The following is a 13,163-nucleotide window of genomic DNA, read 5'->3' on the forward strand; positions in this document are numbered from 1 at the left end:
CAAAAGGATCCAGACTTCATGGCAGGCACGAACAGCGAGCGGCAACTTTTGACGGAAGGCCCCGTCATCATTCTGGTCGAGCCGCAAATGGGCGAGAACATCGGCATGGTGGCGCGTGCCATGGCGAATTTCGGTCTTGCCGAATTGCGGTTGGTCAACCCACGCGACGGATGGCCCAACGAGAAGGCTCAGGCCGCCGCATCGAAGGCCGATCATGTCATCGAAGGCACCAAGGTCTACGATACACTCGAGCAGGCTTTGGCCGACCTGAACTTTGTCTATGCCACGACGGCGCGCGAACGCGACGGATTCAAGCCGGTGCGCTCGCCCGTGGTTGCAGCCGAGACGTTGCGCGCACGTTTCCGCGCAGGCGAGGGGACGGGCATTCTCTTCGGTCGCGAGCGCTGGGGACTGACGAATGAGGAGGTGGCGCTGGCGGACGAGATCGTGACTTTCCCGGTCAATCCTGCCTTTGCATCGCTCAATATCGCGCAGGCGGTGCTGCTGATGTCCTACGAGTGGATGAAATCGGGAATGGAGGATGTCGGCGCCGTGCCTTTTCAGGCGATGGGGCAGACGCAATCGACGAAGGATCAACTATTCGGTCTCTTCGATCAGCTCGAAGACGCGCTCGACGCTCGCGGATATTTCCACCCAGCCGGGAAAAAGCCAAAGATGATCGACAATCTAAGAGCCGTCCTCTCGCGTCGCGCTTTCTCCGCGCAAGAAATCAGCGTGCTGCGCGGCGTCATTTCCTCCCTGGATCGCTTCTCGCGCAAGAACCCGCGCGGCGGTCGCTTCCCCGCAGACGCCAAGGAACGGCAGAACGATGACAGCACCGGCGAATGAGCTTAAACCCGTCCTGGTCTTCGATTCCGGGATTGGCGGTCTGACGGTGTTGCGCGAAGCGCGGGTGCTTATGCCCGAGCGCGGTTTCATCTATGTCGCCGACGATGCCGGCTTTCCCTACGGGGGATGGGATGAGCAGGCGCTGAAGGAAAGGGTGATCGAGCTCTTTGCCAGGCTGTTGCGCGACCATGATCCGGAAGTCTGCATCATTGCCTGCAATACCGCCTTCACGCTCGTTGGCGCCGATCTGCGGGCAGCCTTTCCGAGCATGACTTTCGTGGGCACCGTTCCGGCTATCAAGCCTGCCGCCGAACGGACCCGCTCCGGGCTGGTTTCTGTACTGGCGACGCCGGGGACGGTCAAGCGCGCTTATACCCGCGATCTGATCCAGTCGTTTGCACAGCAGTGCCATGTGCGCCTCGTCGGCTCGGAAAATCTTGCCCGGATGGCGGAGTCCTATATTCGTGGTGATCCGGTTTCGGACGAGGCCGTGATCTCGGAGATCGACCAGTGCTTCGTAGAGATGGATGGGCGAAAGACCGATATCGTCGTGCTCGCCTGCACCCATTATCCGTTCATGGCGAATATGTTCAGGCGGCTTGCGCCATGGCCGGTCGATTGGCTCGACCCAGCGGAGGCGATTGCCCGGCGGGCGCGTAGCCTCGTGCCACATGTCGCGGATGCCGTTCATCCGGACAATTTCGACTTTGCCCTGTTCACCTCCGGCAACCCGGATTTCCCGACGAAACGGCTGATGCAGGGATTCGGTCTCAACACCCGCTGAAGGGCGTGCAGTCTGACCCGCGTTTGGGAGGCTTTTCCCGCGTAAGTGCTTTGCAAGCGCTTTATTTCGCCGAGCCGATCGCGCAAGGTTGCCGACGGGGAATCGCTGGCGCGCTTCGGCGCGCCCCGGCGCGACAAGAGGATGTTCCATGCCATTTCAAAGACTTGTTATGTTGATTTTCTTCCTGCAGCCAATCGCTTTTGGAAGCTGGCTGCCGCGCATTCCCGATATTCAGGCAAAGCTTGGCCTTGGGCCTGCCGATCTCGCAATCGCACTGCTCGGCATGCCGGTAGGGATCTTGATCACGCTGCCGTTTGCCGGTCGCTTCGTATCCCGGATCGGCGGGCGGGCTACGATCATCTATGGCTTTGTTGCGTTCCTCGCGGTCGTATCCCTGCCTGTCTTCGCCGAAAGCATCGAAATGCTGTTCGTCGCGCTCATGATCGTCGGCGTCGCGTTGTCGACCCTCGAGCTTGGCCTCAATGTGGAGGCCGATCGCGCCGAGAAGACGACGGGCCTCGTGATCATGAGCCGCTGCCATGGCTTCTGGAGCCTGGGCATCATGGCAGGCAGCCTGATCGGCGCGGGCGCCATGGCACTTCAGGTGTCCGCGCAATGGTCGATTCCCGTGGTCGCATTGCTTGTGCTGCCGTTGGCGCTTTCGATAAGTGCGCAGCTGCCGGCCGAGGCCAAAGCCGCTGCAGCGGCGAGTTCCGCAGCCGCGCCGGTTGCCCCTTTCAAGCTGCCGAGCCTCGCATTGCTGGGGATCTGCGCCTTCACGTTCGGCATCACCATGACGGAGGGCGCAATTGCCGACTGGTCGGCTGTCTACCTGAAGGAGGTTCTCTCCGCCGGCGGTGCTGCCACGGGCCTTGGTTATTCCGTTTTTGCTTGCCTTGTGGCCGCGGGCCGCTTCGGCGGCGACACCATGAAGGCGCGGTTTGGAGCGGTCGCGATTGCGCGCGGCTGCGGCTCTGCCGCGCTGGTCGGTGTGTTGATCGTGTTGTTTGCGCCAAGCACCCTGGTGGCACTGATCGGTTTCGGTGCGATCGGGATCGGCGTTTCCGTCGGCTTTCCGCTTGCCGTCACCGCGTCTGCGGGTCTGACGGACAGGCCCGCTGCCGCGAGCGTCGCCATCCTGTCGTTCATGGCGCTTCTAGGTTTCCTTGTCGGGCCGCCGGTGATCGGTTTCGTCGGAGAGTTCTGGGGACTGCGGACCGGGTTGGCAATTCTGCTCGTTCCGCTCACCATCAGCCTCGTATTTACGAGGATGTTGACGCCGCGCACGGGCGAGAGCGAGGCAGGCGTTCTGGCGGATGAGGCGGCCTGACCGCTTCCATGATTGGCTGTGCGATTGGCTGTGGGTTTCGCTCATCGGCAGCAGCATCTCACCGCGAATCTGCTAAAGGGTGATGTTGCTTTCGTAAGGGGAATTGGACTTGCAGGTTGGTATCGATATGGGAATGGGGTCCGGGGGAAATCCGGCTACGCTCGATATCGAGGAGCTTCTGGCGACCCGCCTGCTTGTGCAGGGCAACTCCGGCTCGGGCAAGTCGCATCTGCTTCGTCGCCTGCTCGAGCAATCTGCCCAGTGGGTTCAGCAGGTCATCATAGATCCCGAAGGCGACTTCGTCACGCTCAGCGACAAGTTCGGCCATGTCGTGGTCGACGGCGAGCGCACGGAGGCAGAGCTTGCCGGGATCGCCAATCGAATTCGCCAGCATCGCGTTTCCTGTGTCCTGACACTCGAGGGCCTTGATGTCGAGCAGCAGATGCGTGCAGCGGCGGCGTTCCTCAACGGCATGTTCGATGCCGAACGCGAGTATTGGTATCCGGTTCTTGTCGTGGTCGACGAAGCGCAGATGTTTGCGCCCTCGGTTGGCGGCGATGTCTCCGAGGACGCTCGCAAGATGTCCCTTGGCGCGATGACGAACCTCATGTGCCGCGGCCGCAAGCGCGGACTGGCGGGAGTCATCGCCACCCAACGTCTGGCAAAGCTTGCAAAGAACGTGGCGGCTGAAGCTTCGAACTTCCTGATGGGCCGCACCTTCCTCGATATCGACATGGCGCGTGCGGCCGACCTCCTCGGCATGGACCGCCGGCAGGCCGAAATGTTCCGGGATCTGAAGCGCGGCAATTTCGTGGCGCTCGGCCCGGCTCTGTCTCGTCGGCCGCTGCCGATCCAGATCGGCACGGTCGAGACATCGGCACGCTCGTCGAGCCCGAAGCTGATGCCGTTGCCGGATTCACCCAATGACGTCGAGGACCTGATCTTCACGCCGGATCCCGAGGAACTCCAGCGGCCCCTGGTGCGACGCGCTCCACCGGCGCCGAGGCCGACCACGGATATACTCGCTGAACTTGCCCGCTCGACGCCGCCGGCGGCGACGCAGCCTGCCGAAGTGCGAACGAGTCAGCCGGAGATGTCCGCCGAGGATCGCGAAGAACGGCTTTCGGCGGTTCTCAGTGAAATTCTCGATGATCCAGGCTCCGGTTTCCGCACAGATTCGGTTCTCTATCAGGAATTCCTCGTTCGCCTGCGCATGCGCCGTGTCCAGGGACCGCCGATGTCGTTGCCGGCTTTTCGTCGGAGAGTCGCCATTTCAAGGTCAGGCGTCGACGCGGTGACCGCGGAGACCGACGCGTGGGCCACAGCACTGGCGCTTTCGACAGGGGTGACCGACGATCTCCAGGGGGTTTTCCTGATCCTGGCAAAGGCCGCGATCTGCGGCGAAGCATGCCCATCGGACGCCCGGATCGCGCGTGCCTACGGAACGCATTCGGCGAGGCGGGCCAGACGTCTGCTCGGGTATTTCGAGGAGCAGGGCACTGTCGTCGTGCACACCGACTTTTCGGGCAAGCGCATCGTTGCCTTTCCCGATATGAACTGTCAGACGGCACCTGGCGATGCCAACGCACCTGACAATGACGAACTGCGGTCAGCCGCTGAATAATCGGATCCAATTCCCTATATTTGGAGGCGGGTGGGCAGACGTCCGTTTGCACCTTCGATGCAGGTTGCAGGAGCACACGAATTGGTTGCTTTTGTCACATGCGTTTCATCTTGCCGCGAGATAAGGCGCGCGTGCCCTTTTGGGGTCGCACGCTTTGTCAAAGGAGATGTCAGCCATGCGAAACAGAGTTCGTCACCATGTGTCACAGGCGCTCGCCGTAGCCTTGCTCGCCACCGTCACCGTTCAACCCGGCTATGCCGGCGATGCAACTGGAAAGCTTCTTGAGCGTGGCGCAAGCGCGGACCTGAGCGTGCCGGGCGGCGCCCGCCGCCTGTCCGGGGATCTGACGGAAGCATTCCGTGCGGCAATCGTCGATGGTCGGCCGAAGAACGTGATCCTGTTGATCGGCGATGGCATGGGCGATTCGGAAATCACCATCGCGCGTAACTATGCCGTCGGCGCCGGCCAGTATTTCCCGGGTATCGATGCCCTGCCGGTAACGGGCCAGTATACGCACTACTCGCTCGACAAGACGACGGGCAAACCGAACTATGTGACGGATTCGGCCGCGTCGGGAACGGCTTGGGCCTCCGGTGTCAAGAGCTACAACGGCGCTATCGGTGTCGATATTCACGAGACTCCGCATGAAACCCTGCTCGAGAAAGCCAAGGCGGCCGGTCTCGGTACGGGCAATGTCTCGACCGCCGAACTCCAGGACGCGACGCCTGCCGTGCAGATCGCTCACGTTACCAATCGCAAGTGCTACGGCCCGGAATCGACCTCCGAGAAGTGCGCATCCAACGCCCTCGAGAATGGCGGTAGGGGTTCGATTTCCGAACAACTGCTCAATGCGCGGGCCGACGTGACGCTCGGCGGCGGCGCGAAGAGCTTTGGTGAAACAGCCAAGGCCGGAGACTGGAAGGGCAAGACGCTTCGCCAGCAAGCGGAAGAACGTGGCTATGTCATGGTTTCGACACTTGATGGGCTGCAGGCCGTGAAAGAGGCGAACGACGGCGCGCCATTGCTCGGCCTATTCGCGGACGGCAATATGCCGGTGCGCTGGGAAGGTCCGCAAGCCAGCTATCACGGCAATGTCGACAAGGAACCGGTCGTCTGCAAGGTCAACGACAAGCGCACGGCTGCGACCCCGACCCTGGCGCAGATGACTGCGAAGGCAATCGAACTTCTGCGCGGCAACGACAAAGGCTTCTTCCTGCAGGTAGAGGGCGCATCGATCGACAAGCAGGATCACGCGGCCAATCCCTGCGGCCAGATCGGCGAGACGGTCGATCTCGACGAGGCGGTCCAGGAAGCGTTGAAGTTCGCCCGCGAAAAAGGCGATACGCTGGTCATCGTCACTGCCGACCACGCCCATTCAAGCCAGATCATCTATCCGGATGCCAAGGCACCGGGCTTGACGGAAGCGTTGATGACGAAGGACGGCGCCGTGATGGCAGTGAGCTATGGCAACTCCGAGGAAGAGGGCGACCAGGGCCACACCGGTTCCCAGTTGCGAATTGCCGCCTACGGTCCGCGGGCTGCCAATGTGACCGGCCTGACCGATCAGACCGACCTGTTCTACACGATCAGCGACGCACTTGGCTTAAAGACTGAAACCATCGGCATGAAGTAGTCCAACGGCATCCAGAAATGCGCGGAACACGGGCGCGCCGGGATGGATTGTCATTGACATTCAACCCACTTCCCCATAAAGACCGCGCCAGCACGGGGCAGCAATGTCCCGTGTTTCATTTGACATGTCCCGTGGATCTTTCCAGTTGGCGTAACTGGAAAATCCTGTCGGGCCTCCCAAAGGGGCCAAAGGAGGGCGTGTTTCCTTCGAGCGATTTGGTAACAAGTCGCCGTAACATTCTGAAAGGAAATACGATGAGCAAGCGCGAATCGTCCAAGTACAAAATTGACCGCCGTATGGGCGAGAACATCTGGGGTCGTCCTAAGTCCCCGGTGAACCGCCGCGAATACGGCCCGGGCCAGCACGGTCAGCGCCGCAAGGGCAAGCTTTCTGACTTCGGTGTGCAGCTGCGCGCCAAGCAGAAGCTCAAGGGTTACTATGGTGACCTGCGCGAGAAGCAGTTCCGTGCGATCTTCGCTGAAGCCGACCGCCGCAAGGGCGACACTTCGGAAAACCTCATCGGTCTTCTGGAATCCCGCCTGGACGCGATCGTTTACCGCGCAAAGTTCGTTCCGACCGTTTTCGCTGCCCGCCAGTTCGTAAACCACGGCCACGTGACTGTGAACGGCGTCCGCGTCAACATCGGTTCTTACCGTTGCAAGGCCGGCGACGTGATCGAAGTTCGTCAGAAGTCGAAGCAGCTCGTTTCGGTTCTCGAATCCGTTGGCCTGGCTGAACGCGATGTTCCCGAGTACATCGAAGTCGACCACAACAAGATGGTTGCTACTTTCGCTCGTGTACCGGCTCTCAGCGACGTACCGTACGCTGTTGTCATGGAACCGCATCTGGTGGTCGAATTCTATTCGCGTTAACGCATAGCTTCGGCAATCGAAATTCGATTGCCGAAAGGCCTATGCGTCTCCAAAGAGCTGCTGCGTCCTTTACGCGTCTTCGACGCTTGGCGCAGTAGAGCGCGAGGCGTTTTCGCATACGGAAAAGCCGCCTCTCGGGGCGGCTTTTTTGTTATCTGGAGAGAGACGATGACGGATTTGCAGGCAGTCCTCGACGGCATTTACACCGAACTCCTGCCGAGGCTCGGCGAGGGCAAGGTGGCGGACTATATTCCCGAGCTCGCCAAGATCGACCCGATGCAGTTCGGGCTGGCGGTGGTCACCGTCGATGGCAAGGTCTACACGGTAGGCCGTGCGGATGTTCCATTTTCCATCCAGAGCGTTTCCAAGGTGTTCATGCTGACGTTGGCGCTTGGCAAGGTCGGCGAGGGATTATGGAAGCGGGTCGGTCGCGAACCATCCGGTTCCGCGTTCAATTCGATCGTACAACTCGAGCATGAGGCGGGGATTCCCCGCAATCCGTTCATCAATGCGGGGGCGATCGCCGTTGCGGATGTCGTCATGGCCGGGCACGCGCCTCGCGAGGCTATCGGGGAGCTGTTGCGGTTCGTGCGCTACCTGGCAGACGACGAGTCGGTTACCATCGACGAAAAGGTTGCAAGATCGGAGACGCAGACCGGGTTTCGGAATTTCGCGCTCGCGAATTTCATGCGCGCCTATCGTAATCTCGACCACCCCGTAGATCATGTGCTGGGCGTCTATTTTCACCAATGCGCATTGTCGATGACCTGCGAGCAGCTTGCGAAGGCGGGGCTGTTCCTGGCTGCGCGCGGGAGCAACCCGGTGACCGGGCATTCCGTGGTCTCGCCCAAGCGGGCGCGGCGTATCAATGCCCTGATGCTGACCTGCGGCCATTACGACGGTTCCGGCGACTTCGCCTATCATGTCGGTCTGCCGGGCAAGAGCGGCGTCGGTGGTGGAATTTTTGCCGTCGCGCCTGGAATCGCATCGATCGCGGTCTGGTCTCCGGGCCTGAACAAGGTCGGAAACTCCCAGCTTGGCGCTGTGGCACTGGAGATGCTGGCCGCTCGCACAGGTTGGTCGGTTTTCGGTGATTGATGCTGGGTTGGGCCGGCGCTTTCTGCTAGAGCAGGTCTGACCCCTGATTGGATGGGAAAATGAACATCGTCGCTGACATTGCCGATGAGCTGGAAACACTGGATGGCCAGGGTGGGATCGCGCATGCGCTTTTTGCCGATGCACCGAGTTCGGTCTCGTTCAACAAGATGCGCAAGCGCCTGCTGCGTCAGGTTCGCCAGGCCTTTGACGATTTTGCCATGCTCAAGGGACAGAAGCGCTGGCTGATCGGCGTTTCCGGGGGCAAGGACTCCTATGGGTTGCTTGCACTGCTTCTCGATCTGCAATGGCGCGGACTGCTGCCCGTCGAGCTGATCGCCTGCAACCTGGACCAGGGGCAGCCGAATTTCCCCAAGCACGTGCTGCCTGACTACCTGACCAGGGTCGGTGTCAAGCACCGGATCGAATACCGCGATACCTATTCGATCGTGAAGGAGAAAGTGCCAGCGGGTGGGACTTATTGCTCGCTCTGTTCGCGGCTCAGGCGCGGCAACCTTTATCGTATCGCGCGGGAAGAAGGCTGCGATGCGCTGGTGCTTGGACATCACCGCGAAGATATCCTTGAAACCTTCTTCATGAATTTCTTCCACGGCGGGCGACTGGCGTCGATGCCCGCGAAACTCCTGAACGACGAAGGCAACCTGATGGTGCTGCGTCCGCTTGCTTATTGTGCAGAGGACGATATGGCGAAGTTCGCGGCCGCCATGCAGTTTCCGATCATTCCCTGCGATCTGTGCGGCTCACAGGACGGCCTTCAGCGCAACGCGATGAAAGACATGCTCGCCGACATCGAGCGACGCATGCCTGGTCGCAAGGATACGATGCTCCGGGCGTTGGCCCACGTGAACCCCTCACACCTGCTCGACCCAAAGCTTTTCGATTTCGCGGCCCTGATGGCCGGGGAACCGACGCCGAAGAGTGAGTAACCAGCGCTCACGCGCATAGAAGGACATCCCATGGTTCCCACGATAGATGTAACGACGCTTGCCGATCTTCTGAGGCGTGCGGCGAAGGCGGAGATATTGCCGCGATTCCGCCGGCTTGGCAGCAACGACGTGCGCGCCAAGAGCGAGGCTACGGATCTGGTGACAGAAGCGGATCTGCAGGCGGAGCGGATGATCAAGGCGGAGGTCGCCCAGCTTTGGCCAACCGCCGCCTTTATCGGGGAGGAATCGGTGGCGGCCGACCCGGCCCTGCTCGGAATGCTCGAGGGCGCGGACCTTGCCGTGGTGGTGGATCCCGTCGACGGTACTTTCAACTTCGCATCCGGCATCCCCGCGTTTGGCGTCATGGCCTCAATCGTGGCGAAGGGCGAGACGATTGCCGGCATCATCTACGATCCGATGGGCGATGACTGGGTGATCGCCGAAAAGGGTGGCGGCACATGGCTTCGGCGGCCTGACGGTGACGCAGAGCGGCTTTCGGTGGCGCGGCCGGTTGAACTCGGGCAGATGGTCGGGATGGCTTCGACCGGATTTCTACCGCTGAACAAGCGCGCTGAGATCCTGGCAAACCTGGCCAAGGTGCGTTTTCTCTCGAACTATCGCTGTGCGGCGCACGAGTACCGGTCGTTCGCAGGCGGGCATGTGCACTACCTCATGTACAACAAGTTGATGCCTTGGGATCACCTTGGCGGTACGTTGATATCCCAGGAAGCCGGTGGCTATGCCGCCCGCTTCGACGGTTCTGCCTATCTGCCGCATCATCTCGACGGCGGATTGCTGATCGCGCCTGACAAGGAGAGCTGGGAGCTGCTGCGCCGTGAGGTTTTCACGGTCTGAGGAGGCTAAGCCCGCCGAGTTGGCGGGCTTTTTTGTATTCAGAAGTGACCTGCACCCGGATCGAGCTTCGGATCGTCGCCGGGGTGCGTGAAGAGCTTGCCGCCTTCAGCCCACAGCGTGGCAGCGATGCTGATGGCACCGAAGAGGGCGAATCCGCCAAACAAGGGCTGCACCGTGCCGTTGAAGAGCTGGCCGACGCCGCCCCCCAGGATGGCGCCGAAGGTCGTCGAAACGAATCCGGTGATCGCCGTCGCCGTGCCGGCCAGGTTGCCCATTGGTTCGAGGCTGATGGCCGTGAAGTTGGTGGCGATGACGGCGAACATCATCAGCAGGACGGTGAACAGCGCGTAGGCAAAGGCGAAGTCAGGTTTGCCGCCCAGCGCTGTTACATAGCCGATCGCAGAAACAATCGTGAACAGGATCATGGCGACGTGGGAGATGCGGCGCATGCCGAACTTGCGCACGAAAAAACCGTTCGCGAAGTTTGCAACTGCGATACCGCCCGCCGTTGCCGCGAAGGCGATCGGCAGCCAGTCGCCGAGTCCATAGACTTCACCGAAAACCTGCTGGACGGAGATGACGTAGGCACTGATGACCGCCGTGAACATCGTCAGGCCGATCATGTAGCCGCAGGTGATCTTGTTGGTCAGAACCGTCTTGAAGCCATCGACTACAGAGGCGGCGGAGAGCGGCATTCGTTCTTCCGGCGGCAGCGATTCCTTGAGACGCAGCAGAGCCCACACGAAGAGTATGGCGCCGACGACGCCCAGCAGAATGAATATCCAATGCCAATTGGCATAGGTGATGATCAGCTGGCCGACAGATGGGGCAACGATCGGCACGATCATGAAGACGATCATGACGTAGGACATCACGCGCGCCATCTCGCGTCCGCCGAAGCAATCGCGCACGATTGCCATGGTGGTGATGCGCACGGCGGCGCCGCCGAGGCCCTGAACGAATCGCATGATGAGGAGCATTTCGAAGCTGCGGGTCGCAGCTGCCGCAAACATGGCGAGGACGTAGACGGCGAGACCGCCGAGCAGAATGTTTCGGCGACCAAATGTATCGGACAGACTGCCGAAGATGATCTGAGACACGCCGAATCCGAGGAAGAAGACAGCGATCACGAGCTGGGTGTCATTGGCATTCACGACGCCCAGCGAATGGCCGATAGCCGGGAGGGAAGGCAACATGCTGTCGATCGCCATTGCGACGCTCGCCGTCATGATCGCGATCGTCACGACGAATTCGATGAAGCCCATGCCGATACGGCGCGACCCCTGATTTTCGGTGTGAAGTTTATGTGGCGGCGTCATAATGAAGATCCTGGGTATGAAATTGCGTCAATCATTCAAACAGACGGATTGTGCGGCTGAAAGAGACGGCCCTTTTCGGCTATCAAAACGAAGAGGAGGCCGATGATCGACACGGTGAAATAGCCTGCGACCATCGGCAGCGCCGTTCCATTGAATGCCTGGCCAATACCGGCGCCGATAAGAGCGCCCCCGACGGTGCTCATGAAGCCGAGCACGGAGGAGGCGGTGCCAGCCACGTGACCGAGTGGCTCCATTGCCAGCGAGTTGAAATTCGAGCCGATCCAGCCGAATTGGAACATCGCGAGGCCGAAGAACCCGATGAAGAACGGGAACGGCATCGGGTGCGGGCCGACGAGAAGGGCCACCAGCCAGATGGTGTTGATGGTGATGAAGCCCAGCAACGCCCCGTGCGAGAGACGCCTCATTCCGAACCTGCCGACAAGGCGCGAATTCAGGAAAGACGACAGCGACATGAAGATCGCTACGCCAGCGAAGGCGAATGGGAAATAGACGCCGAGATCGTAGATTCCGACGTAGATCTGCTGGGCGGAATTGATGAATCCGAACAACGAGCCGAATATGAAGGTGGTGGCAATCGTATAGCAGAGTGCGATGCGATTGGTCAGAACCAGCTTGAATCCGCCGATGACAGCGCGGGCCGTGAAGGGACGGACGTTGGCGGCGTGGAGCGTTTCGGGCAAACGGATGTAAGCCCAAATCGCAATAAGTGCAGCCATTGCAGCGATGAATACGAATATCAAATGCCAGCTGCCGAAGAACATGATGATCTGGCCGCTGCCGGGCGCTATGACCGGAACGATCATGAAGACCATCATGATCAGAGACATGACCTCCGCCATCTGCCTGCCGCCGTAGACGTCGCGGACGATGGAGATGGTGATGACGCGGGTTGCGGCCGAACCGATGCCCTGAACGAAACGGAGAATGAGGAGACCCGCGAAAGATGGGACCAAGGCAATGCCAAGGGCGGAACAGATGTAGATGACAAGGCCGATCAGAAGCGGAATGCGACGGCCGAAGCGATCCGAAAGCGGACCATAGAAGAGCTGCGCCGCGCCGAATCCGAGGAGATAAGTCGAGACGACGAACTGCCGGTGATTTTCGCTTTCCACGCCCAGGCTTGCGCCGATTTGCTGAAGGGCGGGGAGCATGATGTCGATCGCGAGCGAGTTGACCGCCATCAGGAAAGCGGCAAGCGCAATGAACTCACCTTTGCCCATGGGCAATCTGCCCGCGTGCACGGCTTGTGAAGAATCTGTCACAATGAAATTCCCATAAACAGGCCAAGGCGCTGTTCAGCACAGCGCCTCGGACTCGAAATGCAGATTTGGAAACCGGACGGACGCCCGGTGACCGGTCAGGTCAGGCGGCGCCGCGAACGGTGACGCCGTTTTCCTGCAGGTGCTGCTGCAATTCACCAGCCTGGAACATTTCCCTGATGATGTCGCAGCCGCCGATGAACTCACCCTTCACGTAGAGCTGGGGGATCGTCGGCCAGTTGGAGTAATCCTTGATGCCCTGGCGGATTTCCGAATCAGCAAGCACATTGATGCCCTTGTAATCGACGCCGATGTAATCGAGGATCTGAACGACCTGGCCGGAGAACCCACACTGGGGGAACTGCGGCGTTCCCTTCATGAAAAGGACGACGTCGTTGGTCTTGATTTCGTTGTCGATGAATTCGTTGATACCGCTCATGGGACCTAATCCTTTCAACAGGCGGGTTAAAGGCCCGCCGTTTCAATCGTTAAGCTTAGATAGCATGTGATGGGCGGAATTCCAGCGGGTGCAACCAAAAAAACGCCCAATGGCCCATGCGATCTCGCAGGCTGTT

General features: G+C 60.3%; 12 protein-coding genes. 9 read left to right on the forward strand and 3 right to left on the reverse strand.

The features are described 5' to 3' along the window. Positions 1 to 18 precede the first annotated feature (18 nt). The 9 genes from ASC97_RS11805 to ASC97_RS11845 all read left to right on the forward strand — a co-directional run bounded on the left by ASC97_RS11805 (position 19) and on the right by ASC97_RS11845 (position 9,989). The gene (locus tag ASC97_RS11805; RefSeq protein ID WP_057468535.1) at positions 19 to 849 is read left to right on the forward strand and encodes an RNA methyltransferase; all 831 of its coding nucleotides are present in this window, start codon (positions 19 to 21) and stop codon (positions 847 to 849) included. Next, positions 830 to 1,633 carry a glutamate racemase gene (gene murI, locus ASC97_RS11810; RefSeq protein WP_057468536.1) on the forward strand — a complete coding sequence of 268 codons (804 nt, stop codon included), beginning with the start codon at positions 830 to 832 and terminating at the stop codon, positions 1,631 to 1,633. The genes ASC97_RS11805 and murI overlap by 20 nt, the downstream gene beginning before the upstream one ends. Before the next feature lie 148 nt (positions 1,634 to 1,781). Further along, positions 1,782 to 2,963, forward strand: coding sequence for an MFS transporter (locus ASC97_RS11815; RefSeq protein ID WP_057468537.1), 1,182 nt, complete (start codon positions 1,782 to 1,784; stop codon positions 2,961 to 2,963). A gap of 109 nt (positions 2,964 to 3,072) precedes the next feature. After that, positions 3,073 to 4,587: an ATP-binding protein gene (locus ASC97_RS11820; RefSeq protein WP_057468538.1), complete on the forward strand. Its 1,515-nt coding sequence runs from the start codon at positions 3,073 to 3,075 to the stop codon at positions 4,585 to 4,587. 175 nt (positions 4,588 to 4,762) lie between these two features. Beyond that, on the forward strand, positions 4,763 to 6,220 hold the full coding sequence (phoA, locus tag ASC97_RS11825; protein ID WP_057468539.1) for an alkaline phosphatase: 1,458 nt from the start codon (positions 4,763 to 4,765) through the stop codon (positions 6,218 to 6,220). Positions 6,221 to 6,474: 254 nt separating this feature from the next. Beyond that, positions 6,475 to 7,092, forward strand: coding sequence for a 30S ribosomal protein S4 (gene rpsD / locus ASC97_RS11830; protein ID WP_037061313.1), 618 nt, complete (start codon positions 6,475 to 6,477; stop codon positions 7,090 to 7,092). A gap of 168 nt (positions 7,093 to 7,260) precedes the next feature. Further along, a complete protein-coding gene (locus tag ASC97_RS11835; protein ID WP_057468540.1) occupies positions 7,261 to 8,190 on the forward strand; it encodes a glutaminase in 930 nt (309 codons plus the stop codon). Between the two features lie 59 nt (positions 8,191 to 8,249). Further along, positions 8,250 to 9,134 (forward strand): tRNA 2-thiocytidine(32) synthetase TtcA, encoded by an 885-nt coding sequence (gene ttcA, locus ASC97_RS11840; protein ID WP_057468541.1) that lies wholly within the window; start codon positions 8,250 to 8,252, stop codon positions 9,132 to 9,134. A 30-nt stretch (positions 9,135 to 9,164) separates the two neighbouring features. Next, positions 9,165 to 9,989 carry an inositol monophosphatase family protein gene (locus ASC97_RS11845; protein ID WP_057468542.1) on the forward strand — a complete coding sequence of 275 codons (825 nt, stop codon included), beginning with the start codon at positions 9,165 to 9,167 and terminating at the stop codon, positions 9,987 to 9,989. 38 nt (positions 9,990 to 10,027) lie between these two features. Here ASC97_RS11845 and ASC97_RS11850 read toward each other — a convergent pair whose 3' ends face one another. From ASC97_RS11850 to grxD, 3 genes are all read right to left on the reverse strand, one after another. Next, the gene (locus ASC97_RS11850) at positions 10,028 to 11,308 is read right to left on the reverse strand and encodes a multidrug effflux MFS transporter (protein WP_057468543.1); all 1,281 of its coding nucleotides are present in this window, start codon (positions 11,306 to 11,308) and stop codon (positions 10,028 to 10,030) included. 35 nt (positions 11,309 to 11,343) lie between these two features. Next, complete coding sequence (locus tag ASC97_RS11855; protein ID WP_057468544.1) at positions 11,344 to 12,549, reverse strand: multidrug effflux MFS transporter; 1,206 nt, start codon at positions 12,547 to 12,549, stop codon at positions 11,344 to 11,346. Between the two features lie 142 nt (positions 12,550 to 12,691). Continuing rightward, positions 12,692 to 13,027 carry a Grx4 family monothiol glutaredoxin gene (gene grxD / locus ASC97_RS11860; RefSeq protein WP_057468545.1) on the reverse strand — a complete coding sequence of 112 codons (336 nt, stop codon included), beginning with the start codon at positions 13,025 to 13,027 and terminating at the stop codon, positions 12,692 to 12,694. Between the last annotated feature and the right edge of the window lie 136 nt (positions 13,028 to 13,163).

The sequence above is a fragment of the Rhizobium sp. Root1203 genome (genome assembly GCF_001424945.1).
Lineage (GTDB): Bacteria > Pseudomonadota > Alphaproteobacteria > Rhizobiales > Rhizobiaceae > Rhizobium.

Coding starts and splice junctions, on each gene's coding strand:
- ASC97_RS11805 (WP_057468535.1), top strand. CDS start 19: ATGGCAGGCACGAACAGCGAGCGGCAACTTTTGACGGAAGGCCCCGTC.
- rpsD (WP_037061313.1), top strand. CDS start 6,475: ATGAGCAAGCGCGAATCGTCCAAGTACAAAATTGACCGCCGTATGGGC.
- ASC97_RS11850 (WP_057468543.1), bottom strand. CDS start 11,308: ATGACGCCGCCACATAAACTTCACACCGAAAATCAGGGGTCGCGCCGT.
- phoA (WP_057468539.1), top strand. CDS start 4,763: ATGCGAAACAGAGTTCGTCACCATGTGTCACAGGCGCTCGCCGTAGCC.
- ASC97_RS11835 (WP_057468540.1), top strand. CDS start 7,261: ATGACGGATTTGCAGGCAGTCCTCGACGGCATTTACACCGAACTCCTG.
- ASC97_RS11855 (WP_057468544.1), bottom strand. CDS start 12,549: ATGGGCAAAGGTGAGTTCATTGCGCTTGCCGCTTTCCTGATGGCGGTC.
- ASC97_RS11845 (WP_057468542.1), top strand. CDS start 9,165: ATGGTTCCCACGATAGATGTAACGACGCTTGCCGATCTTCTGAGGCGT.
- murI (WP_057468536.1), top strand. CDS start 830: ATGACAGCACCGGCGAATGAGCTTAAACCCGTCCTGGTCTTCGATTCC.
- ttcA (WP_057468541.1), top strand. CDS start 8,250: ATGAACATCGTCGCTGACATTGCCGATGAGCTGGAAACACTGGATGGC.
- grxD (WP_057468545.1), bottom strand. CDS start 13,027: ATGAGCGGTATCAACGAATTCATCGACAACGAAATCAAGACCAACGAC.
- ASC97_RS11815 (WP_057468537.1), top strand. CDS start 1,782: ATGCCATTTCAAAGACTTGTTATGTTGATTTTCTTCCTGCAGCCAATC.